Genomic DNA, 22,493 nt, shown 5'->3' with positions numbered 1-22,493 from the left:
CCGCCGGGCTCACGGGGTGAGTGCCGACTCCGCCTGCCAGCAGTGGGTCCAGCGACCCTCCCCCAGCTCGGTGCGGTCGGGCGCCCGCTCCGAGCACACCGGCAGCGCCACCGGGCAGCGCGGGTGGAAGCGGCACCCGCTCGGCGGCTCGATCAGGCTCGGCGGCTCGCCGTGCCGGGTGGCCTCCGGCGGCGTCACCCGGTCGGGGTCCGGCGCCGACTCCAGCAGGAGCTGGGTGTACGGGTGCCGGGCCGACTGCGTGAGCGCCTCGCTGGGCCCGCTCTCGATGAGCCGCCCGGCGTACATGACCGTGATGTCCTGGGCGAAGTAGCGGGCGCTGGCGATGTCGTGGGTGATGTAGAGCAGCGCCAGCCCGCTCTCCTGGGCCAGCCCCTCCAGCAGCCGCAGCACGCCGAGCCTGATCGACACGTCCAGCATCGACACGGGCTCGTCGGCGATCAGCGCGACGGGCCGCACCGCCAGGGCACGCGCGATGGCCACCCGCTGCCGCTGCCCGCCGGACAGCTCGTGCGGCAGCTTGTCCATGAACTGCTCGACGGGGGTGAGGCTGACGCGTTCGAGCAGCTCGGCGACCTGTGCTTTTTCGTCCGCGTCCGAGCGGACGTGTCCGTGGATGCGCAGCGGCCTGGCCAGGTGGTAGCGCACGCGGTGGAAGGGGTTCAGGGAGGCGAACGGGTCCTGGAAGATGAGCTGCACCTGCCGCCGGTAGTCCCTGAAGGCCGCGCCGCGATGGGCGCGCACCGGCTCGCCGCGCAGCAGCACCTCGCCCGACGTGGCCGGATAGACCTGCGCGAGCAGCCGCGCCACCGTGCTCTTGCCGCAGCCGCTCTCCCCGACCAGCGCCGACACCGTCCCGGCGCGCAGCGCGATCGACACGTCCTCCACGGCCCGCACCGGCGGGCGCCTGCCGAGCCGGCCGCGGGGTCCGCGGGCGGCGGTGAAGTGCTTGGTGAGGTTGCGGCCCTCCAGCACGATCATGATGCGTCCTCCAGACCGCGCCCGCCGTTCAGCAGGCACGCGACATCGCCATCGAGCGCGGGCAGCTCCGAGGAGCACTCGGCCATGGCCTTCCCGCAACGTGGGTGGAACGCGCATCCCGGCGGCAGCGACCTCAGGTCGGGCGGGGTGCCGGGGATGCCCAGGAGCTGCTCGCGCGGCCCGTGCAGGCGCGGGAAGGAGCGCAGCAGCCCCAGCGTGTACGGGTGGCGCGGCGAGGTGTGGATGGCCCGGGCGCCGCCGGTCTCGACGACCCGGCCCGCGTACATGATGGCGATCCGGTCGGAGATCTCCATGAGCAGCGACAGGTCGTGCGTGATGAACACGACCGCGAAGCCGTATTCCTCCCGCAGGGCCCTGATCTCGTGGAGGATGTCGCGCTGGACCACCACGTCGAGCGCGGTGGTCGGCTCGTCCATGATGATGACCTCGGGGTTGAGGGCCAGCGCGATGGCGATGGCGGCCCGCTGCCGCATGCCGCCCGACAGCTCGTGGGGATACGCGCGCCGCCGGTCGGCGCTGATGCCGACGCGCTGCAGCAGCTCGGCCGCCCGCTCCGCGCGGTCGTTCCGTGACATGCCGGGTCTGTGGATGCGCAGGACGTCGTCGATCTGCGCGCCGACCGTGCTGACCGGGTTGAGCGCGTTCATGGCGCTCTGGAAGACGACGGCCAGTTCCTTCCACCGGAAGGCGCGCAGCTCCTTCCTGCCGAGCGCGAGCACGTCCTCGGAGGAGCCGTCCTGCCGGCGGTAGACGACCGAGCCGGAGGTGATCGCGGCGGGCGGCCTCAGCAGCCGGGCCACGGCGTTGGCCAGCGTGGACTTGCCGCTGCCGCTCTCCCCAGCCAGGCCGAGGATCTCGCCGCGCCGCAGGTCGAGCGAGACGTCCGCGACGGCGTGCACCGCTCCGCCGCCCGACAGGTAGTCGACGGACAGGTCGCGGATCTCCAGGACGTTCATGTGCGGGCCTTCGCCTTCGCCGTCACCTTCGACGCCGCCTCGGGCGTCGCCTTCGCCTTCACCTTCACTGTGCGCAACCGGGGGTTGGCGATCTCGTCGATGCCGAAGTTCACCAGCGCGAGCCCGGTGCCGATGAGCGCGATGCACAGGCCGGGCGGGATGAACCACCACCACGCCCCGATGAGCAGCGCCTGCCCGTTCTGTGCGAAATAGAGCATGCTGCCCCAGCTCACGGTGGACAGGTCGGCCAGGCCGAGGAACGACAGCCCGGCCTCCGCCAGGATCGCCGCGACCACGGTGGCGAGGAAGCTGGTGGCGATGACGGGCAGCAGCACCGGCAGGATCTCGAAGAAGATCACCCGGAACGCGCCCTCGCCGCTGGCCCGCGCGGCCTGCACGAAGTCGCGCCGCCGTACGGACAGGGTCTGGGCCCGCAGCACCCGGGCGCCCCAGGCCCAGCCGGTGACAGCGATCACCACGGCGACGGACGCGACGCCGCGCTGCGGCAGGTAGCCGGCCAGCACGATGATCAGCGGCAGGGCGGGCAGCACCAGGAAGATGTTGGTGAGCACGGACAGCACCTCGTCCACGGCGCCGCCGAAGTAGCCGCCGACCAGGCCGACCGCGACCGCGAACACGGTGGCGATGACCGCCGACAGCACGCCGACGCCCAACGAGACGCGCGAGCCGTACACGATCTGGGTGAGGATGTCCTGACCGGTCTGCGTGGTGCCGAGCCAGTGCGCGGCCGACGGGCCCTGGAGGCCGTCCTCGCTGGTCGCGGCGGGGTCGGCGCCGATGAGCAGCGGCCCGGCGAGGGCCATCAGCGCGAAGAAGACGAGGATCCCGATACCGATCTTGATCTTCATTCGGACTCCTGCCTGGTGCGCGGGTCGAGCACCACGTACGCCAGGTCGGCCAGGAAGTTGGCGACGAGCACGGCCAGCGAGATGACCAGGAAGATGCCCTGCATGAGCGGGAAGTCCTCGTTCTCCACCCCTTTGAGCAGCATCGACCCGATCCCGGGGTACGAGAAGACGATCTCCGTCAGCACGGACCCGCCGACGACGAAGCCGAGCGACAGGGCGAAGCTGGTGATGTTCGGCAGGATCGCGTTGCGGGCCGCGTACGCCCACATGACCCGGCGCGAGGTCAGCCCCTTGGCCTCGGCCATCACCACGTAGTCCTCGCCGAGCGTGGTCACCATGACGTTGCGCATGCCGAGGATCCGGTCGGCCATGGACGCGACCACGATCGTCACGGCCGGCAGCGCCGCGTGGTAGAGCACGCTCCCGGCGAACTCGCCGGTGAAGCCAGGCATGACGTCCAGCCCGTACGCCCGGGAGACCGGGAACCACTGGAGCGTCACCCCGAAGACGAACACGAGCGCCAGCGCCACCCAGAAGTACGGCACCGCGTGCATGAACGTGGCGGCGGGCAGCACGCCGTCGAGCCAGGTGCCCCGCTTCCACGCCATCAGCACGCCGAGCGCGGTGCCCACCAGGTAGCTGATCAGCGTGGCCACGCCGACGAGCCCGACCGTCCACGGCAGGCTGTCGGCGATGACCGTGGACACCTCGGTGGGGAAGAAGGTGATCGAGCGGCCCAGCTCCCCGTGTGCGAGATTGCCCAGATAGTCCACGTACTGCTGCCACAGGCCCGCGTCGCTGATGCCGAACGCCCGCCGCATCGCGTCGATCGCGGCGGGGTCGACGTTGCCCTTCAGGCGGGCCACCAGCAGCTCCACCGGATCCCCCGGCATGAGCCGGGGGATCAGGAAGTTGAGCGTGACGGCGGCCCAGGCCGTCAGGAGGTAGAAGCCGAGCCGCCTGGCCAGAAACCTCACGGGGCCGCCGGCTTCAGGTGCAGCAGGACCACAGCCGCGTCGGGCGAGGTGTACGGCGACGGCATCGCGTACGGGTCCTGCTCCGACGGCCAGCCGACGTACTTGTTCGTCCTGAACTGCGCCCAGGACGGGCTGTAGAACAGCGGCAGCGCGGGCATCTTCTCGACCATGATCCGGGCGAGGCCCTGCGTGACCTTCTGCTGCTCGGCCAGGTCCTCGGTCGCGGCGTAGGCGTCGATCAGCCGGTCGGTCTCGTCGTCCTTCCACCGCTCGTAGTTGCCGGTCGCGGACTTGCCGACGGGCTGGGCCAGCGCGCCGAAGAGCATCGAGCGCATCTGGAAGTACGGGGTCGGCCCGGACGCGGTGGCCCTGATCGACAGCTCGTAGTCGCCCTTGCCGACCTTCGAGACCCAGTCCTGGAACGCCACGCCCCTGGTGTCGACGGTGATGCCGACCTTGGCGAGGTCCTCCCTGATGAGCTGGGCGGCGTTCACCCAGTCGGTGAACGGCGAGGGCACCAGCAGCGTGAACTTCAGCTTGGCCGGGTCGACGCCCTTGAGCAGCTCCTTGGCCTTGGCGACGTCCACCTTGTAGGCGGCGTCCTTGTACTCCGCCGGCACGTACGCCTCACCGCCCGGCATCGGCACGCTGGTCGGGTGCGCGACCTTGGTGTAGCCGCGCTCGGCCACCTTGACGATCTTGTCGCGGTCGATGGCGAGGCTGATGGCCTGCCGGACCTCCGGCTTGGCCAGGACGGGGTTGGTCAGGTTCGGCAGCAGCGTCACCACGCCCTCTGGCGGGAAGAAGTACTTGTTCTGCTCCGGCTTGCCCTGCACGTAGATCTTGTCGATGTCCGGCACGAACGCGCCCGCCCAGTCGACCTCGCCCTGCTGCAGCGCCGTCTGCAGCGCGTTGGCCGTGTACGCGGGGAAGCGCAGCAGCGGCACCTCCGGCTTGCCCGGCTGCCAGTAGGACGGGTTCTTCTCCAGCTCGTAGAGCTGCGCCGAGAACTGCTTCAGCTTGTACGGCCCGGTGCCGACCGGCTTGGAGTTGGTGAACGTGACCGGGTCCTTCTGCTTCTCCCACAGGTGCTTGGGCACGATGGGCGAGTTGCCGGCGATGTTGAACAGCTTGGCGTACGAGGTGTTCTTGAAGTCGACGCGCACCTTGTCCGGTGCGAGCGCCTCCGCCCCCTCGATCTCCAGCGCGTTCCTGTTCAGCTCCGGGTGGTCCTTGAGCATCTGGAACGTGAACGCCACGTCGTCGGCGGTGAACGGCTGCCCGTCGGTCCACTTCACCCCCTCGCGGAGGGTGAAGGTGAGCGACTTGCCCTTGTCGGACCACTTGTAGTCCAGGGCCAGCCACGGCGTGATCTCTCCGGGCTTGAGCCTGTTGAAGTACATGAGGGTCTCGTGGATCATCCCGCTCGTCCCGAAGTTGACGCCTTCGAGGTGGTACGGGTTGAAGTCCTCCTGGAACGTGCCCGCGTCCACGGCGTGGATCACCAGCGGCGGCGCGTTCTCCTCACTCTTGCCGGCGGAGCCGCCGCCGCTGCTCGAACAGCCGGCGACGGCCAGCGCCGCGAGGACGGCCAGAATGCGTTTCATCAGGGGCCTGCTCAATGGGGGGATGCCTTTCCGAAATACTTCGTCCGGAGGTCGCGCGAACCCTTCGGCGCGGCGAAGGCCTGCGCGCGACCGAACCCGGCTGGTGCGCCGCGCACGATGGTCAGTGCGCGGTAGTACTCGACGTAGGGGAAGCCGTAGGTCTCGCCTCTGGCGTAGGCGTATCCGGTCATCGCCTCCGACCAGATCTCGTACGCCTCCTCGCTCAGCTCGACGAACACGTCGGGGACGAACCCTTCGGCGTCCTCCCAGTTGTCGGCGTAGTAGAGCTCGCTCGCCCAGTAGGCGGGGTGCTCTCGTTCGAGCGTCTTGAGCCCGCCGTAGAAGCGGGCGTCCTCGACGATCCGGTGCGTACGAGCGTGATCCTTGTGGATGGACACGCTCCAATGGGTCAGGATGACGTCCGGCCGCAGCTCCCTGATGAGGTCGCCGACCCGCATCTTGACCTCTTCGTCCTCGGGCAGCAGGCCGTCCTCGTAGTCGAGGAAGCGCACGCCCGCGCCGATCTTCTGGGCGAACGTCTCGGCCTCCTCGCGCTTCTGCTTGGCGTAGTCGGGGACGGACATGCGGGGATGGCCGCGCTCGCCGAGCGTGAGGTGGAGGAGCGTGGCCCGGTCGCCGCGCAGGACGTGCTGGGCGAGCACGGCGCCCGCCGTCAGGTCGAGGTCGCCCGCGTGGGCGCCGATCGCGAGAACGTGCGTCATGCCGAGACTCGCCTCATCACGTGGAACCGCCTGGTGATCTCGTAGCCCGCTTTGGTGTAGAGGTGGCCGGCCGGGCTGGTCTCGCCGGTCCACAGGAACCACGACGAGTGGAGCCCTTCGGCGCGCATCATCGTCATGGTGAGATGGAGGAGGATCTTGCCGAGGCCGGTGCCGCGCAGGTCGGGGTCGACGCCGAACGGGCCGAAGCGCTCGGGGATGCCGCGGTAGGCCGCGTACAGGGCGAACCCGACGATGCGCTCCTTCTTCGCGATGACGATGCGCGCGGGGTCGCGGTGCTGCCGGATCGCCTCTCCCCAGTCGGGGTTGAAGGCGTCGGCCGCGAAGCGGATCAGCTCCGGCAGTTCGCCCACGGTGGGGCTGCGGAAGGCGTACCCCTCCCGCTCGCGCCGGCCGCGCAGCTCGTGCACCTCGTCGGGGGTGGCGTAGCCGACGAGCGTCCTGTCCATGGCGACCGGCGAGTAGAGGGTCTGGAAGCCGAGCCCGGTCAGCAGCCGGTAGCCGTCGGGGTAGAGCTCGGCGTCCGCCCCTGGCAAGACGTAGTTCGGCGTATAAGACGAAAAATCCACCTTCGTCCGGCCGGTGTTCTCCAGGAACGCCAGCGCCTCGCCCACGAGCCGCCTCCCGAGCCCCTTCCCCCGGTGCTCCGGGACGACGAAGAAGAACGGGATCCAGCCGGTGTCCGGCTCGAGGTCGGTCCCCGGGGCCAGGGGCGCCAGCCTGCGTACGGCGTACGCGCAGCCGACCACCCGGCCGTCCGAGACGGCGACCCGTAAGCCCTCGGGGTCGAAGTTCGGGTCGAGCAGCACGCAGTCGCGGAACCAGCCAGGGGTGGTGGGATCCGACGGCATGCCGAGGTTCCAGGCATGAACGAGGGAGGTCTCATCTCCGGCGGCGAAGGCGCGGACGGTGACCATGGGGGGTCCTTTCCCGTTAGCTCTCGTGTCACAGCTTTCCCAGGTCAAACCGGCCCGGTCAAGACGATTGAGGAACTAATTTTCTTCGATGCCGCACATCTAGAAAATAACTTTTGCGTCGCGGAGGCCCGGAAACTTTCACGGATCACACTCTCTCCACTGCGCTCCGCCGCAGGTCATCGACTCGGCTCAAGCCGCCTCGACCAGCCATGATTGCGCCGCCGAAACTTTCATTTCACACTCGCAATGTTTCAGGCGAACGAGAGGAGCCCGATGATCATGAGAGCCCGGATAGCAGGTGCCCTGATCGCCGCCGTGACGCTGATCGTCATGGGGCTGATCACGGCGCCACCGGCCGCCTCGGCACAGCTGACAGAGGTGACCGGCTTCGGCACGAACCCGACGAACCTGCGCATGCACCTGTACGTCCCGGACGGCGTCGGGTCCCGCCCGCCCCTGCTCGTGGCCGTGCACTACTGCACGGGCTCCGGCCCGGCCTTCTACTCCGGCACGGAGTTCGCCTCGCTGGCCGACCGGTACAAGTTCATCGTGATCTACCCGTCCGCGACGAGGAGCGGCTCCTGCTTCGACGTCTCCTCGCCGCAGGCGCTGCGGCACGACGGCGGCAGCGACCCGGTCGGCATCGTCTCCATGGTCAGGTACGTCCAGCAGCGTTACGGCACCGACCCAGGCCGCACCTTCGTCACCGGGGCCTCGTCGGGCGGCATGATGACGAACGTCCTGCTGGGCGACTATCCCGACGTCTTCAAGGCCGGCTCGGCGTACATGGGCGTGCCGTTCGCCTGCTTCGCCACCACCGACGGGTCGAGCTGGAACAGCGCCTGCGCCAACGGCCAGGTCGTCAAGACGCCGCAGCAGTGGGGCGACCTCGTACGCGGCGCCTACCCCGGCTACAGCGGCGCCCGGCCGCGCATGCAGGTGTGGCACGGGACCGAGGACACCACCCTGCGCTACCCGAACTTCCAGGAGGAGATCAAGCAGTGGACGAATGTCCACGGCCTGAGCCAGACGCCCAGCAGCACCGACCAGCCGCGCTCCGGCTGGACCAGGACCAGGTACGGCGGCACCGGGACGATGCCGCCGGTCGAGGCGATCAGCGTCCAGGGCGTCGGCCACAGCCTCCCGATGAGCGGGATGGCCGCCGCCACCATCGCGTTCTTCGGCCTCGACGGCACCGGCCCGAACCCGACGCCCACCCCGACCCCGACCCCCACCCCCACGCCGACCCCGACGCCGGGTGCGGGGGCCTGCCGCGTCACGTACACGATGAACTCCTGGAACACCGGCTTCACGACCGCCGTCACGGTCACCAACACCGGCACCGCGCAGCTCTCCTCCTGGGCGCTGGCCTTCACGCTGCCCGGCGGCCAGACGGTCACGCAGGCGTGGAACGCCACGATCTCGCCCTCCAGCGGGCAGGTCACGGCCAGGAACGTCAGCTACAACGGCACGATCGCGCCCGGCGCGTCCGCTTCGTTCGGCTTCCAGGCCACCCACACCGGCGACACCTCCCGGCCGTCGGCCTTCACCCTCAACGGCGCCGCCTGTGACTGACAAGGCCGCCCCGCCGCCGCGGCGGGGCGGTTCCGTCCGTTGATCATGTGATGGATACTGCCCTTCGGAGATTTGGGAGCGCTCCCGGATGCGCTCCCGTCACGACCGAAAGGGCAGATCTTGTCCAATTCGCACCAGCGGTTATCGGCGGTGACGGCGGGCCTCGCGCTCGTCCTCGCCGCCGGTCTCTCGCCGCTCCACCAGGCGGCGGCCGCGACCACCGAGCCCGCTGCGACCCAGCAGGCACCGACCTCTCCGACCGGGCAGGCGCCCGGCGCGAGCGTCACCCTCACCCTCATCACCGGCGACGTCGTCGAGTACACCCCGCCCGCATCAGAGGACGGCGTCCCCTCCGTCGCCATCAGGCCGGTCCCGCGGCCCGGCGGCGCCGGCGTCACGTTCGCCACGCTGCCCAGCAAGGACGGCGGCTACCTCGTCATGCCCTCCGACGCGGCCTCCATGGTCGCCTCGGGCACCCTGGACGAGGAGCTGTTCGACGTCGAGACGCTGGCACGGGACCGGCGGGCCGAGGCGATCCCGCTGCTCGTCACCTACCAGGGCGACCCGGCCCCGGCCGCCCTCGCGAGCGCGGCCCGCGCCCTGCCGGCCGCCGGGAACGTCCGGGTGCTCGACAGCGTCAACGGCGCCGCGATGAGCGTGCGCGCCGACCAGGCGGACGACTTCTGGGCCGGGCTGCGCACCGGCAACCGGCTCTCCGGCGGCGGGATCGCCAAGATCTGGCTCGACCGCAAGACGAAGGCGTCGCTCGACAAGAGCGTGCCGCTCATCGGCGCGCCGGCCGGATGGGAGCGCGGCTTCGACGGCAAGGGTGTCAAGGTCGCCGTGCTCGACACCGGGATCGACACCACCCACCCGGACTTCGCCGGGCGCATCGTCGCCACCGAGAACTTCACCACCTCCGCCGGCATCGCCGACAAGGTCGGGCACGGCACGCACGTCGCCTCGACCGTCGCGGGCGCGGGCGCGACGTACCGGGGCGTCGCTCCCGCCGCGTCCCTGATGGTCGGCAAGGTGCTCGGGGACGGCGGCGAGGGCGAGTGGTCGTGGGCCATCGCCGGCATGGAGTGGGCGGCCACGCAGGGCGCGGACGTGGTCAACATGAGCCTCGGCACCTGCTGCGGCAACGGCACCGACCCGATGAGCCAGGCGCTGAACGAGCTCACCGAGAAGTACGGGACGCTCTTCGTGACGGCGGCCGGCAACGAGTCCGACCCGCTCACGATCAGCGTGCCGGCGGCGGCCGACGAGGCACTCGCCGTCGGCGCGGTCGACAAGGAGACCGGCACCACGCTGGCCGACTTCTCCAGCAAGGGGCCGAGGCTGGACGACGCGGCCGTCAAGCCGAACATCGTCGCGCCCGGCGTCGACATCGTCGCCGCCCGCTCGGCCGACTCCAGGCTGCCCGGTATCCCCGGCGACGACCGCTACACCACGTTCAGCGGCACCTCCATGGCGACGCCGCACGTGGCGGGCGCCGCCGCCGTCCTGGCCCAGCAGCACCCCGGCTGGCGGGCCGCCGAGCTGCGCGACGCGCTCACCTCGACGGCGCGGCGCGACGACGCGCACAACTGGTTCGAGCAGGGCAGCGGCCTGGTGGACGTGCGCCGCGCGGTCACCCAGACCGTCTTCGCCAGCTCGGTGGTCGACTTCCGGCTCATCGGCGAGCCCGCGACCAAGCAGGTCACCTACCGCAACACCGGCGCGGAGCCGGTCACGCTGGACGTCTCGCTCCTCACGCGCGGCTGGAGCGGCGACCCGGCCCCGGAGAGCGCCGTCGCGCTGGGCGCGAAGAGCGTGACCGTGCCCGCGAACGGCACCGCGACCGTCCCCCTCACCGTCGACCCCGCCGCCGCGCCCATCGGCGCCTACGGCGGCTGGGTCACCGCCGCCACCGCCTCCGGCGACGTGCGGGTGGTCACGCCGTTCAGCTACTACACCGGCCCTGAGACGCACCGGCTCGGGGTGTCGCTGGTCAACTCGTACGGCACCAAGGAGTTCTTCCCCGGCTACCAGGCCGAGCCCATGGTGTACGCGATCCCGCTGAAGCGTACGAACAGCCCGGACGACCCGTTCAACCCGTACGGGTACTACTACGCGAAGACCGACTACTCGGGCGACGGGGAGTTCTTCCTGCCCGCCGGGGACTACGAGGTGATCGGCGTCGCCGGCGAGAGCCGGATCAGCAACCGGATCAGCTGGGTGATCGAGAACGTGCGTCTCGACGGGGACAGGACGGTCACCCTGGACGCCCGCACGACGGTCCCGCTCAGACCGGACACCCCGAAGGAGCTGGACGGCGGTGGGACCGCCTACTACGTGCGCACCTTCACCGACCGCGCCAACCCGGTCTCGCTGTGGGGCTCGGCCGCCGGCGGCGGCCACGAGCTGTACGTCACGCCGATGCGCTCGGTGAAGGCCGGCAAGGTGCGGCTGTCGCACCAGTGGAACCTCGAACCGCCGCCGCTCGCCTCCGCCACCGCGGGCCGCCTGCGCCTGCATCCGGACTACGACCTGGAGGCCATGGAGAGCCTGACGGCTCCCGCCACCTACCCCGTCGTCTCCGTCGGGCAGGGGCGCCCGGAGGACTTCGCGAACGCGGACGTCTCCGGCAAGGTGGTCCTGGTCGGGGTGCCGGTCGAGACCGGCTACGTCAACGCGGGCGCCCAGATGGACGACGCCGCCAGGGAGGCCTCCAACCGGGGCGCGGCGGGCATCATCGGCTTCCTCGACGTCGACGGTGGGCGCCCCCGGGTGCCGCTGGGCTCGTTCCTGCGGCTGGGCGTGAGCGCCGGCGAGGGGCGGGCGCTGCGCTCCGCACTGGACGCCGGTCCCGTGTCGCTGCGGCTGGAGCCGTACACGGGGCCTGAGGAGGTCTACCACCTGCGCTTCGACACGCGCGGGCAGGTGCCCGCCCGGCCCGAGAAGGTCCGCATGAAGGACCTGACGCGGGTCGACGTCGCCTACCACGCCGACGCACCCGGCACGAGCGGCTGGGTGTACGGCGAGTCGGCGATCGCCGAGGAGCCGAGCCGCCTGGTGTACGGCGGATCGACGCCGATGCCGCTGGCCCGCACCGAGTACTACGGGCCCGTCTCCGGCGAGGTGGTGTGGTCGCGCACGATCACCAACGCCGGGCTGATCATGCGCTCCGACGACCGGTTCACGCGGCGCGACAAGCGCGTCTCCGAGCAGTGGTTCAAGGCGCCGCTGGTGCCCGGTGCCGCCGACGTGCCCTCGGGGTACCCGGTCGCCGTGCCGTGCGCGTCGTGCCGCGACGCCGACCGGTTCGTGCCCTTCGAGCAGTGGCTGGACTCCGATCCCCGGCACTACAGCAACCTGAGCCCGATCACGTCGGCGCCCAGGCTGTTCGTGGACGGCCAGGAACTGGCCGCGCAGGGGCGGCGGCCCCGGTCGTTCACGGTGCCCGGCGAATCCGGTGACTACCGGCTGGAGGCCGTGGACACCTCCGGGCGCCCCCTGTCCGGCAAGGTCACGACCACCTCGTCGTTCACCTCGACGGGAGCGTCGTCCTCCGGGGCACCCCGGGGGTACACGTGCTCGTTCGGCGGCGGCTGCGCGTTCCAGCCGGCCGTCCAGCTCCGGTACGACCTGCCGCTCGACCTGCTGAACCGGGCCCCGGCCGGGCGCGATTTCGCCTTCGAGGTACGGGCGGGCGCGCACTCCGGCGTGCGCGGGGCGCCGTCCGTCAAGCGGGTCACCGTCGAGTACTCCGTGGACGACGGGGCGACCTGGCAGGAGGCCCGGCGCGTCAGGAGGCACGGCGACGGCCGGTTCCGGGTGGGACTGCGGCATCCCGCGCTCGCGCAGACCAGCGGCTTCGTGTCGCTTCGGGTCACGGCGTCGGACCGGTCGGGCGCCTCGACCACCCAGACCATCGACCGGGCGTACGCCCTGAGGTAGGCGACACCGGCGGCGGCCACGGACCCCTGGCCGCCGCCGGCGGGCTCATCACAGACCGGCCTCACGCGGACCACCGGCACTCACTACACACCGGCCACAGCGCACCACCAGACTCACCACAGACCGGCCACACGCGGACCACCGGCACTCACCGCACACCGGCCACACTCGCACCACCGGCACTCATCGCCCACCGGCCACGCGTTCCACCGGCGCTCACCACAGACCGGCCGCGTGAGGGCCGCCGGCGCTCACCGCAGACCGGGTCGTGGCCGACGCCTGCGGTCATTTCAGCCCGGCCAGGAATTTCCCGGCCAACCGGGTCATGGCCGCCTGCGCCGCGGACGGGTCGAGGGCGGGCGGCCGGTAGCCGGGCGCGCCGACGATGCCCCCGCCGGTCGTCGTGCCGCCGAAGGTGAACTCGACCGTCCGCTCACCGATCAGCACTTCGATCAGGACCTCCCGCCTGGGCTCCTCCTCCGGTTCGCCCGGCCTGGTGGTGGTGGACACCACGGCGAACGCCTTGTCGCCGAGCCCGGACAGCTGCCGTCGGGCCTCGAAGTCGGTGTGGCTGACGCTGTTGCCGATGCCGCCCTTGGCCCGGTAGCGGTCGTACTTCTTGGCGTCGCGGTCGAACTGGAACGCCGCCCCCTCGTCGTCGCCCCAGTCGACCAGGTGGACGCGGAACGTGCCACCTCGCGTGGTGTACTCCTGGCCCGGCTCGTGCTCGACCGCCTCGCTGATCTTCCAGGCGCAGGTGACCTGCTGGACGCGGCCGTCGGTGCCGCCGACGGACGGCCCCTCGGCGGTGGGGAAGAACGCCGACTCGACGTTCCCTGCCGTGATGGTCCCGCACGGCCCGGTGATCTTCACCTTCCCGGCGTCCTTGGCCATCTCCGCCGTGACGCGGTCGGCGACCTTGCCGGCCGCGGCCCGCACCTCGTCGCCCGTGGGGTACTTGGCGCCGCTCCGGTTGCTGCCGCCGTAGGAGACCTCGATCAGCCAGGGCCCCTGCCGGACGTACACGGTGGCCTTGAGGCCGCTGAGCCCGATCGAGCTCTGGCTGTACGAGGCGTCCCCGTACGTCAGCGGCTTGAGCTCGCCGAACGCCGAGCCGGTGGTCTTCCCGTCGGTCCGCCTGCCATCCCGGACGTTGACCCGCCGCTCGTTCGCCTTCTCGTCGCTGTCGAACTCCTTCTTGGCGTGCTCGACCGCGTTCTGGCTGTCGGTGCTCTCGGCCTCCACGGAGATCGTCAGCGTCCGGTAGCCGATGACGCCGTCGCCGACGTCCATCTTGCTGTTGCGCCACCCGCAGGACGCCCGCTTCTCGGTCGCGGAGGCGGCCTGCGTGGCCGCGTCCCTCCCGCCGTACTTGCCGTCGCTGACCAGGCTCTTGCGGAGGCTGTCGGGGACGGCGGCGCACAGCTGGTCGCCGGTGACCGGGCGCAGCTTCACCGCCCCGGCCGCCGGTGACGGCGACCGGGACGGGCTGCCGCGCCGCACGCGCTCGGAGAGGTCGGGCGGATCCTGCGGGCCGCGGCCGGCGCCGCCCCGCAGGAGCAGCCAGCCACCTGCCAGCGCGCCGACCAGGACGACCCCGACCACGGCGACGATGACGACGATCAGCGGCCCCTTCCCGCCACCGCCACCCCCTCTGTGCCGGGGAGCCTGGGGAGGCTGGGGGTGCTGCGGACGTTGCGGAGGCTGCCAGACGCCTTGGGGCCCGCCCTGCCCCGGTGGACCGCCCGGACCGCCCTGCCCCGGCGGGCCGCCGTAACGCGGGCCCGGCCCTGGGGGCGGTCCCGGACTCCCCTGCCCCTGGGATGGCGGATACGGCGAATACATTGCTTGCCCCCCGTGCCTGTACGCAGCTGGATGGCGAGCCTACGGACGGCGGGGACGCGGGGATGTCAGGTGAACACCCGACAATGAGATCACGGTTCGATCATGCGGGTGGAGCTATGGGGATTCGAACCCCAGACCTCCTCCATGCCATGGAGGCGCGCTACCAACTGCGCCATAGCCCCTGGTCACCGCTCCGAGACCACCCGTTGCGGCGCTCGGAGAGCATATAGCCATCCGCGCCGTTTCGCCTAATCGGCGCGGCGCCCGCACCGGGAGCGGGCTGCGGGCGTACGGCCCCCGAACCGTACGGGCCCGCTCATGCCACGGCTTCGGGCCTGTCGTCGCTGTTGACGGGCTCCGGGAGCGTCCCGGCGTTGTGCTCCAGCAGCCGCCACCCCTTGCGGCCCTCCTGCAGCACGGACCAGGAGCAGTTGCCGAGCCCGCCCAGCGCCGCCCACAGCGGCTCGGGCAGCCCCAGCAGCTCGCAGATCCCGAGCCGGAGCGCGGCTCCGTGGGAGGCCACGACCAGCAGCCCGTCGTCGTCGAGCTTGGCCGCCCACCGTCGCATGGCGCCGGCCACCCTGGTGGCCACGTCGGCGACGGGCTCGCCGTCCGGCGCCTCCCAGTTCACGTACTCGTCGGGCCAGCGCGCGGCGATCTCCTCGCGGGTCAGCCCCTCCCACTGGCCGCCGCCGCGCTCACGGAGATCCTTGTCCACCGATACGTCGAGCCGTACGAGCCGGCCGAGCGCCAGCGCGGTGTCGTTGGCGCGCTGCAGGTCGGACGAGACGATCAGGGTGGGCCGCAGCGAGGCGAGCAGCGAGGCGGCCCTGGCGGCCTGCGCCATGCCCGTCTCGTCGAGAGGGATGTCGGAGTGGCCCTGGAAGCGCCGCTCGACGTTCCACAGGGTCTGCCCGTGGCGCAGGCAGACGATCCGCTTGCTCATGCGGATTCCTCACGGGTGTCGGGGAGTGAGGTGAAAGATGCCGGTCCGGTCACGCGCGGGCCCGCTGGAGGTTGGCCTGCATGACGCTCTCCGGCAGCGAGATGGCCGGACAGTCCTTCCACAGGCGCTCGAGCGCGTAGAACGTGCGGTCTTCCTCGTGCTGGACGTGCACGACGATGTCGATGTAGTCGAGCAGCACCCAGCGGCCCTCGCGCTCGCCCTCCCGTCGCACGGGCTTGGCGTCCACCTCCGTGCGCAGCCGCTCTTCGATCTCGTCGACGATGGCGCGGACCTGGCGGTCGTTGGTGGCGGAGCAGAGCAGGAAGGCGTCGGTGATGACGAGCTGGTCGCTCACGTCGTAGGCGAGGATGTCATCGGCCAGCTTGTCGGCCGCGGCCTCGGCGGCGATGCGTACGAGCTGGACGGATCTGTCAGATGCGGTCACGATGCGGGTCTGTCCTCCTGTGTCGGCAACATGCCCATACGTTGAGGGTACCCTTCCAGACCGAAACCGTTCCTCATGAGCGCACGGAACTCGGTCCGGCCGCCCGTTCAGCCTTCCCCGTGGTAGAGCCCCCGCTTGTTGATGTACTGCACGATGCCGTCGGGCACGAGGTACCAGATGGGCTCCCCCTTGGCCACGCGCTGGCGGCACTCCGACGACGAGATGGCGAGCGCGGGGATCTCCAGCAAGGTCACCCGGCCCTCCGGCAGCCCCGGGTCGTGCAGGGTGTGCCCCGGCCGGGTGCAGCCGACGAAGTGGGCGAGCTCGAACAGCTCGTCGGCGTTCTGCCAGTCCAGGATGGCGCCGAGGGCGTCGGCGCCGGTGATGAAGTACAGGTCCACCCCAGGACCGTAAATTTCCGAAATATCGCGCAAAGTGTCGATAGTGAATGTGGGGCCTGGCCGGTCCACGTCCACCCTGCTCACCGAGAAACGCGGATTCGACGCGGTGGCGATGACCGTCATGAGGTAGCGGTCCTCCGCCGCCGAGACCTCGCGCTCGGACTTCTGGTACGGCCGTCCGGTCGGCACGAAAACGACTTCGTCCAGGTCGAAGTGGTGAGCCACCTCGCTGGCGGCCACCAAGTGGCCGTGGTGGATGGGGTCGAAGGTCCCACCCATCACCCCCACTCGCCGCTTCCCCTGCACACCAGGCGCATTCATCATGAACCGGACCTTACGCGGACGTTCCACCACAACATGATGGCACCCCCCTTCGTGATGACCGCGCATCGCTTCCCTTGCGGACGTAGCATGCCGGGCATGACGACCACCCCGGACCGCAACCGCGTCCAACTGCCCGGCATCTCGTCCCGAGCCTACGAACACCCCGCAGACCGGTCCGCCCTGGTCGCTCTGCGTAAGTTGAGTGGGTTCGACACGGTCCTCAAGCAAATGTCCGGCCTCGTCAGCGAGCGCCGGCTGCGCCTGATGTACCTGGCTTCGGCCGTACGCGTGAGCGAGACCCAGTTCCGCTCCATCTACGACATGGGCCGCGATGCCGCCTACACCCTCGACCTGCACCGGATCCCGGAGATCTACATTCAGCAGGACCCGCGGGTCCAGGCCAAGGCGATCGGCTTCGACGACCCGTTCATCGTCGTGACCACCGGTCTGCTCAACCTCATGAACGAGGAGGAGCAGCGCTTCGTCATCGGCCACGAGACCTCGCACATCCTGTCGGGTCACGCGGTCTACCGGACGATGCTCGACATCCTCACCATGCTCGCCGCCCGCGTCGCGTGGATCCCGCTCGGCTACATCGGCCTGCGGGCGATCGTCGCGGGCCTGGAGGAGTGGTACCGCAAGTCCGAGCTGTCCTCCGACCGCGGCGGCCTGCTCGTCGGCCAGGATCCCGAGGCGGCCAAGCGCGCGCTGATGAAGCTGGCCGGCGGCGACTACACCCACGAGATGAACATCGAGGCGTTCCTGGAGCAGTACCAGGAATACGACACCGCGGGCGACCTTCGCGACGGCTTCCTCAAGGTGCTCAACCTGCTCGGCACCACCCACCCGTTCGCGGTGGTGCGCGTCGCCGAGCTGGACAAGTGGCAGCGCAGCGGCGAGTACGACCGCATCCTGGGCGGCGACTACCCGCGCAGGGAGGACGACTCCAACGCACGAGTGACCGACGAGATCAAGGCGGCGGCCGAGTCCTACCGCGCGTCCTGGTCGCAGTCGCAGGACCCGTTCATCGGCGTGCTGCGCGATGTGGCCGAGGGCGCGGTCAACGCGGGCGAGCGCATCTTCAACCGCTTCTCCCGCCGCGACGGCGGCCAGGGCTGACCGCCGCACCGCCGTACGCGGCCGATCCGCTTGATCGGCCGCGACGACCCGCCGCGGCCGGCGACGACCCCGGGCGCGGCGGGTAAGAGCAGCGACGCGACGGCGCCGGGCGGCCAGGGCGACGGCTCCACACGTCAGAGCAGCAACGCGATCGCGCGCACGGCGGCCGCGCACAGGGCGACGAACCCGCCCAGCACGGCCAGCGCGCGCAGCCCCTCCCTGCGCAGATCGGGCAGCCGATGCCCGATCCGTTCGATCTCACGGCCGGCGAAACCGCCGCACAGCATCCCGAACACCACGCCCGCCACCGTGACGGGAGCGGGCTGCTGCCACCAGTCGGAGTCGATCACTCCGCCGCCGGTCACCCAGAGCGCGCCACCCGCCGCCAGCGCGACCGGCACACCAGGCCACACCGCGGCGGTCGCGACCGCCGCCACCAGGGCAAACGGGAAGAGCAGCACGCGCAGCACCACCCGGACGCGCCGCGAGGCGCGCTTGTGCACCATCCAGTGGCCCATCCAGAGCGTCCGGGTCAGCACCACGAACACCGCGGTGATGGCGATGGAGGCGATCGGCCAGATCACCGACGTCACCACGCACGGCACGGCCAGCACGGCGAGCAGCAGCAGCGCGCCGTTGCCCGCGGGCAGCGTGGTGGCCGACTGGGCCCTGAGCCCCGACCGGCCGCGCGCCTGTGTCCTGCTCCTGGCGGCGGCTGTCGTCGTGCGCTGACGGGGCGCGGGCATCTTCGACCGCATGAGGGCGTCCTTCGGCTCCCCGGCGGCGCGGCCCCGCGGCGCGGGCACCTCGGCCCTGCTCCGGACCGCCGCGCCCTTCCCGTCGGTGCCGGTACGCCCGCGCGCCGCCGCCGCGCCCTTACCGTCGGTCCCGGCACGGCCACGTGGTGCAGGGGCCGCGTCCGCCCCGCCGGAGCGGCCTCGCGCCTCCGTACCTCCGGCCCGGCCGCGGGCGTCGGTCCCGCCGGACCGGCTGCGTGCCTCGGCCCCGCCACGGTTGCGCGTTCCCGCGCCCTTCCCGTCGCCGGTCGACGAGGTACGGGACGCGGATCCCTTCCCGTTCACGCCGGAGGCGCGCGAGGCCGATCCCTTTCCGTCCGTGTTCGAGCGCGTACGCGGCGCCGGCACCTTGCCGTCCGTGTTCGCCCGGCTCCGTGCGGACTTGCTCCCCTCCTCGGTGGCGACCCGGCCCGCCTTGCCCTCGTCCGCGACGGGCTCGGGCTCGGCCGCGCTGGTCGCCCTGGCCAGCCGCGACAGCCGGTCGGCCAGCAGCGCCGCCGTGGGCCGCTTGCCCGGCTCCCTGTTGAGCGCGGCGCGTACGAGGGGCAGCAGCTCCACGGGCACGCCCTTGAGGTCGGCCTGCCCGTTCAGCACCGCGTACATCTGCGCCTCGGCCGTCCCCCGCCCGAACGTCGGCCGCCCCGTCGCGGCGAACGCCACCGTCGCCGCCCAGGCGTGCACGTCGGCGGGCGAATCGACCTGCTCGTCGGCGAAGATCTCCGGCGCGGTGTAGCCGGGCGTGCCCAGGAACGTGCCAGTCATGGTGAGCCGGGTCGCGTCGAGCACCTGCGCGATGCCGAAGTCGATGAGCACCGGCCCCTCGGTGCCCATGATGATGTTGCCGGGCTTGAGGTCGCGGTGCACGACCCCGGCCGCGTGGATGATCGCGAGGGCCGCGGCGATTCCCTGCGCCATGTCGACGAGCTGGGAGACGTCGAGCGGCCCGCTCTGGCGCACGCGGTCGAGAAGCGTGACGCCCTCGATGTGCTCCATGACCAGGTACGGCCGGGCACAGTTCAGGTCCGCGTCGAGCACCTTGGCGACGTACGGGCTCTCGACCCTGCGCAGCGCTCTGACCTCCCGCTCCAGCCTCACGCGGGAGGTCTGGTCCTCGGCCAGGTCATGCAGGACCTTGAGCGCGACGCGCTCGTTGCGGCGGGTGGTCGCGAGGTAGACCTCGCCCATGCCGCCTCGGCCAAGCCGCTCGACCAGGGTGTACGGCCCGACCTTGCCGAGCTTGCTCACCGTCCCTCCCCGCCCGGCGCGCCCATAAGGGACACAACCCTAGCGCTGGGATGCGAGTCGACGCTTGAGGCACGCCGAAGGATTATCGACGAGTGTGGTCGGAGAGCATGCTGTCGAGCTCGGCTGTGGGCGCGTCCGACAGTTGCCTGCGGCCCTTCCTGCGCCAGTTGACGTGACCCCGGCTCTCCAGCCAGAGCAGCAACCGGTCGGCGCCGAGCAGCACGGCGGCCGAGAAGACAAGGGCGACGACGATCTCCATGTCTCCCAGTCAACCCGTGGCGCACGGCGCCGGTCAGGCCGACACGCCGACTAACCGGGCACCACCGTGCCCTCTGACGTGCGCAAATGCCCCTCACCGGTATAGATCCACTTGGTGGAGGTGAGCTCGGGCAGCCCCATCGGGCCGCGGGCGTGCAGCTTCTGCGTGGAGATGCCGATCTCCGCCCCGAACCCGAACTCGGCGCCGTCGGTGAACCTGGTCGAGGCGTTGACCGCCACGGCCGCCGAGTCGACCAGCGCGACGAACCTGCGCGCCGCCCGCTGCGACCTGGTGACGATCGCGTCGGTGTGGGCGGAGCCGTACTTCCTGATGTGGGCCACCGCCTCCTCCAGCGAGCCGACGACGGCGGCGGCGATGTCGAGCGAGAGGAATTCGGCGTAGAAGTCGTCCTCGGTGGCGGGCACGACGCCGGTGCCGTGCGCGGCGATGCGCTCGTCACCGTGCACGGTCACGCCCGCCTCCGCGAGCGCCGCCAGCGCCCGCGGCACGAACGCGCCGGCGACGTCCTCGTGCACGAGGAACGTCTCGGCCGCGTTGCACACCGACGGCCGCTGCGCCTTGGAGTTGACCAGGATCTGCAGGGCCAGGTCGAGGTCGGCCTCGGCGTCGACGTAGACGTGGCAGTTGCCGACGCCGGTCTCGATGACCGGCACCGTCGACTCCTCGACCACCGAGTTGATCAGGGACGCGCCGCCGCGCGGGATGAGCACGTCGACCAGGCCGCGGGCCCGCATGAGCTCCTTGACCGAGTCGCGGCTGAGCCCGGGCACGAGCTGGACGGCTCCGGCGGGCACCTCGGTGCCCTCCAGCGCGTCCTGCATGACCTTGACTAGGGCGGTGTTGGACGAGTAGGCGCTGGAGGAGCCGCGCAGCAGCGCCGCGTTGCCGCTCTTGAGGCAGAGCGCGGCGGCGTCGACGGTGACGTTGGGACGGCCCTCGTAGATGATGCCGATGACGCCCAGCGGCACCCTGACCTGGCGCAGCTCCAGGCCGTTGGGCAGGGTCGAGCCGCGGACGACCTCGCCCACCGGGTCGGGCAGGTCGGCCACCTCGCGCACCGCCTCGGCCACGGCGGCGACCCTGGCCTCGTCGAGGCGCAGCCGGTCGATCATCGCCTCCGAGGTGCCCTGCGCCCTGGCCCGCGCGACGTCCTCGGCGTTGGCCGCGACGATCCAGGCCGCGTGCGCCTCCAGGGCGTCGGCGACCGCGCGCAGTGCCCGATCCTTGGGCGCCCGCGGCAGCGGGGCCAGCTCGGCGGCGGCCTCTCGTGCCGCGTGGGCGACCTTCAGGAACTCTGTGCTCATGGCTTCCGCTTCCCGGGACTAGTTGTGGGCTTCCAGTATGACGATGTCGTCACGGTGGATGAGCTCGCGTTCATATTCCGGACCGAGCGCGCTGGCCAGCTCCCTGGTGGAGCGGCCGAGCAGGCCGGGGATCTCGGTGGCGTCGAAGTTCACCAGGCCGCGCGCCACCACGCCGCCCCGGGGCTCGCACAGGTCGACCGGATCGCCGGCCGCGAACTCGCCCTCCACCGACGTCACCCCGGCCGGCAGCAGCGACTTGCGCCGCGCCACGATGGCCTCGACCGCGCCCTGGTCGAGGTGGAGCCGGCCGCGCCCGGTGGTGGCGTGGGCGAGCCAGAGCAGGCGCGTGCCGGGGTGCCGGCCGCCGGGGTGGAAGTAGGTGCCGACGTCGGCCCCGCCCAGCGCCTGGGCCGCGTGGGCGGCCGCGGTGAGCACCACGGGCACGCCCGCCTCCGTCGCGATCCTGGCGGCCTGCACCTTGGTCACCATGCCGCCGGTGCCGACCGCCGCGCCGCTCTTGCCGAGCTCGACGCCGACCAGGTCTTCTGGCCCGCGGATCTCGGCCAGGCGCCGCGACCCGCTGCGGCTCGGCGGCCCGTCGTAGAGCGCGTCGACGTCCGACAGCAGCACGAGCGCGTCCGCGTGGATCAGGTGCGACACCAGCGCGGCCAGCCGGTCGTTGTCGCCGAAGCGGATCTCGTCGGTGGCGACGGTGTCGTTCTCGTTGACGATCGGCACGATGCCGAGCTCCAGCAGCCGCGCGAGCGTGCGCTGGGCGTTGGCGTGGTGCGCGCGCCGCATCATGTCGTCGGCGGTCAGCAGCACCTGGCCGACGCGCAGGGAGTAGCGGGCGAAGGAGGAGGTGTAGCGGGCGACGAGCACGCCCTGCCCGACGGAGGCGGCCGCCTGCTGGGTGGCCAGGTCGCGCGGTCGCGCCGTCAGCCCGAGCGGGCCGAGGCCCGCCGCGATCGCCCCGGAGGAGACCAGGACGATCTGCGTCCCGGTACGGCGCCGCGCCGCCAGCACGTCCACGAGGGCGTCGACCCGATCGACGTCGATCATGCCCTGGGGGGTGGTGAGCGAGGAGGAGCCGACCTTGACAACGACCTTCGACGCTGAGCTGATCTGTTCCCGCACGTCTCGCAGCCTATCCGAGCTCGAACTCCCCCTGATCCGCGGGCGGC

At 71.3% G+C, this 22,493-nt stretch carries 18 protein-coding genes and 1 tRNA gene; 3 read left to right on the top strand and 16 right to left on the bottom strand.

What is annotated here, in order from left to right:
• Positions 1-9 precede the first annotated feature (9 nt).
• The 7 genes from FH608_RS39625 to FH608_RS39595 are packed head-to-tail and all read right to left on the bottom strand — an operon-like array spanning position 10 to position 7,086.
• Positions 10-999, bottom strand: a complete 990-nt coding sequence (locus FH608_RS39625; RefSeq protein WP_139635569.1) for an ABC transporter ATP-binding protein — start codon at positions 997-999, stop codon at positions 10-12.
• Positions 996-1,976 (bottom strand): ABC transporter ATP-binding protein, encoded by a 981-nt coding sequence (locus FH608_RS39620; protein ID WP_139635568.1) that lies wholly within the window; start codon positions 1,974-1,976, stop codon positions 996-998. Before FH608_RS39620 ends, FH608_RS39625 begins: the two co-directional genes overlap by 4 nt.
• Positions 1,973-2,845 (bottom strand): ABC transporter permease, encoded by an 873-nt coding sequence (locus FH608_RS39615; protein WP_139635567.1) that lies wholly within the window; start codon positions 2,843-2,845, stop codon positions 1,973-1,975. The genes FH608_RS39620 and FH608_RS39615 overlap by 4 nt, the downstream gene beginning before the upstream one ends.
• Complete coding sequence (locus tag FH608_RS39610) at positions 2,842-3,822, bottom strand: ABC transporter permease (RefSeq protein ID WP_139635566.1); 981 nt, start codon at positions 3,820-3,822, stop codon at positions 2,842-2,844. The genes FH608_RS39615 and FH608_RS39610 overlap by 4 nt, the downstream gene beginning before the upstream one ends.
• The gene (locus FH608_RS39605) at positions 3,819-5,429 is read right to left on the bottom strand and encodes an ABC transporter substrate-binding protein (protein ID WP_139635565.1); all 1,611 of its coding nucleotides are present in this window, start codon (positions 5,427-5,429) and stop codon (positions 3,819-3,821) included. Before FH608_RS39605 ends, FH608_RS39610 begins: the two co-directional genes overlap by 4 nt.
• 11 nt (positions 5,430-5,440) lie before the next feature.
• Entirely contained in the window at positions 5,441-6,151 is a 711-nt protein-coding gene (locus tag FH608_RS39600; RefSeq protein WP_139635564.1) for a PIG-L deacetylase family protein, read from the bottom strand.
• Positions 6,148-7,086: a GNAT family N-acetyltransferase gene (locus FH608_RS39595; protein WP_139635563.1), complete on the bottom strand. Its 939-nt coding sequence runs from the start codon at positions 7,084-7,086 to the stop codon at positions 6,148-6,150. The genes FH608_RS39600 and FH608_RS39595 overlap by 4 nt, the downstream gene beginning before the upstream one ends.
• A gap of 273 nt (positions 7,087-7,359) precedes the next feature.
• Between FH608_RS39595 and FH608_RS39590 the strand changes: the two genes are divergently transcribed.
• Both FH608_RS39590 and FH608_RS39585 read left to right on the top strand, forming a co-directional pair.
• Positions 7,360-8,661, top strand: coding sequence for an extracellular catalytic domain type 1 short-chain-length polyhydroxyalkanoate depolymerase (locus tag FH608_RS39590; RefSeq protein WP_317135606.1), 1,302 nt, complete (start codon positions 7,360-7,362; stop codon positions 8,659-8,661).
• 120 nt (positions 8,662-8,781) lie between these two features.
• Positions 8,782-12,603, top strand: coding sequence for a S8 family serine peptidase (locus tag FH608_RS39585; protein WP_139635561.1), 3,822 nt, complete (start codon positions 8,782-8,784; stop codon positions 12,601-12,603).
• A gap of 285 nt (positions 12,604-12,888) precedes the next feature.
• Here FH608_RS39585 and FH608_RS39580 read toward each other — a convergent pair whose 3' ends face one another.
• The 5 genes from FH608_RS39580 to nadD all read right to left on the bottom strand — a co-directional run bounded on the left by FH608_RS39580 (position 12,889) and on the right by nadD (position 16,564).
• Complete coding sequence (locus tag FH608_RS39580) at positions 12,889-14,208, bottom strand: hypothetical protein (RefSeq protein WP_139635560.1); 1,320 nt, start codon at positions 14,206-14,208, stop codon at positions 12,889-12,891.
• A gap of 349 nt (positions 14,209-14,557) precedes the next feature.
• Positions 14,558-14,630 (bottom strand) — tRNA-Ala (locus FH608_RS39575).
• 134 nt (positions 14,631-14,764) lie between these two features.
• On the bottom strand, positions 14,765-15,394 hold the full coding sequence (locus FH608_RS39570) for a histidine phosphatase family protein (protein ID WP_193318885.1): 630 nt from the start codon (positions 15,392-15,394) through the stop codon (positions 14,765-14,767).
• A gap of 49 nt (positions 15,395-15,443) precedes the next feature.
• Positions 15,444-15,839, bottom strand: a complete 396-nt coding sequence (gene rsfS, locus FH608_RS39565) for a ribosome silencing factor (protein WP_139635558.1) — start codon at positions 15,837-15,839, stop codon at positions 15,444-15,446.
• 107 nt (positions 15,840-15,946) lie between these two features.
• The gene (nadD, locus tag FH608_RS39560; RefSeq protein WP_139635557.1) at positions 15,947-16,564 is read right to left on the bottom strand and encodes a nicotinate-nucleotide adenylyltransferase; all 618 of its coding nucleotides are present in this window, start codon (positions 16,562-16,564) and stop codon (positions 15,947-15,949) included.
• Between the two features lie 87 nt (positions 16,565-16,651).
• Here nadD and FH608_RS39555 point away from each other — a divergent pair, with 87 nt between their 5' ends.
• The gene (locus FH608_RS39555; protein WP_394367730.1) at positions 16,652-17,683 is read left to right on the top strand and encodes a M48 family metallopeptidase; all 1,032 of its coding nucleotides are present in this window, start codon (positions 16,652-16,654) and stop codon (positions 17,681-17,683) included.
• A 134-nt stretch (positions 17,684-17,817) separates the two neighbouring features.
• Here the strand turns inward: FH608_RS39555 and FH608_RS39550 are convergent, their stop codons facing one another.
• The 4 genes from FH608_RS39550 to proB all read right to left on the bottom strand — a co-directional run bounded on the left by FH608_RS39550 (position 17,818) and on the right by proB (position 22,446).
• On the bottom strand, positions 17,818-19,725 hold the full coding sequence (locus FH608_RS39550) for a serine/threonine protein kinase (protein WP_139635555.1): 1,908 nt from the start codon (positions 19,723-19,725) through the stop codon (positions 17,818-17,820).
• 82 nt (positions 19,726-19,807) lie between these two features.
• Complete coding sequence (locus FH608_RS51925; RefSeq protein ID WP_193318884.1) at positions 19,808-19,984, bottom strand: hypothetical protein; 177 nt, start codon at positions 19,982-19,984, stop codon at positions 19,808-19,810.
• Between the two features lie 50 nt (positions 19,985-20,034).
• Complete coding sequence (locus FH608_RS39545) at positions 20,035-21,309, bottom strand: glutamate-5-semialdehyde dehydrogenase (RefSeq protein ID WP_139635554.1); 1,275 nt, start codon at positions 21,307-21,309, stop codon at positions 20,035-20,037.
• Between the two features lie 18 nt (positions 21,310-21,327).
• Complete coding sequence (gene proB, locus FH608_RS39540; protein ID WP_394367729.1) at positions 21,328-22,446, bottom strand: glutamate 5-kinase; 1,119 nt, start codon at positions 22,444-22,446, stop codon at positions 21,328-21,330.
• Positions 22,447-22,493: the final 47 nt, after the last annotated feature.

Source organism: Nonomuraea phyllanthi, from assembly GCF_006334985.2.
In the GTDB taxonomy this organism is placed as follows: Bacteria; Actinomycetota; Actinomycetes; order Streptosporangiales; family Streptosporangiaceae; genus Nonomuraea; species Nonomuraea phyllanthi.
The sequence above is the reverse complement of the archived record's forward strand: the minus strand, read 5'-3'. Positions and strand labels throughout refer to the sequence as shown.

Coding starts and splice junctions, on each gene's coding strand:
- FH608_RS39625 (WP_139635569.1), bottom strand. CDS start 999: ATGATCGTGCTGGAGGGCCGCAACCTCACCAAGCACTTCACCGCCGCC.
- FH608_RS39545 (WP_139635554.1), bottom strand. CDS start 21,309: ATGAGCACAGAGTTCCTGAAGGTCGCCCACGCGGCACGAGAGGCCGCC.
- FH608_RS39590 (WP_317135606.1), top strand. CDS start 7,360: ATGATCATGAGAGCCCGGATAGCAGGTGCCCTGATCGCCGCCGTGACG.
- FH608_RS51925 (WP_193318884.1), bottom strand. CDS start 19,984: ATGGAGATCGTCGTCGCCCTTGTCTTCTCGGCCGCCGTGCTGCTCGGC.
- FH608_RS39620 (WP_139635568.1), bottom strand. CDS start 1,976: ATGAACGTCCTGGAGATCCGCGACCTGTCCGTCGACTACCTGTCGGGC.
- nadD (WP_139635557.1), bottom strand. CDS start 16,564: ATGATGAATGCGCCTGGTGTGCAGGGGAAGCGGCGAGTGGGGGTGATG.
- FH608_RS39605 (WP_139635565.1), bottom strand. CDS start 5,429: ATGAAACGCATTCTGGCCGTCCTCGCGGCGCTGGCCGTCGCCGGCTGT.
- FH608_RS39555 (WP_394367730.1), top strand. CDS start 16,652: ATGCCGGGCATGACGACCACCCCGGACCGCAACCGCGTCCAACTGCCC.
- FH608_RS39615 (WP_139635567.1), bottom strand. CDS start 2,845: ATGAAGATCAAGATCGGTATCGGGATCCTCGTCTTCTTCGCGCTGATG.
- FH608_RS39570 (WP_193318885.1), bottom strand. CDS start 15,394: ATGAGCAAGCGGATCGTCTGCCTGCGCCACGGGCAGACCCTGTGGAAC.
- FH608_RS39595 (WP_139635563.1), bottom strand. CDS start 7,086: ATGGTCACCGTCCGCGCCTTCGCCGCCGGAGATGAGACCTCCCTCGTT.
- FH608_RS39600 (WP_139635564.1), bottom strand. CDS start 6,151: ATGACGCACGTTCTCGCGATCGGCGCCCACGCGGGCGACCTCGACCTG.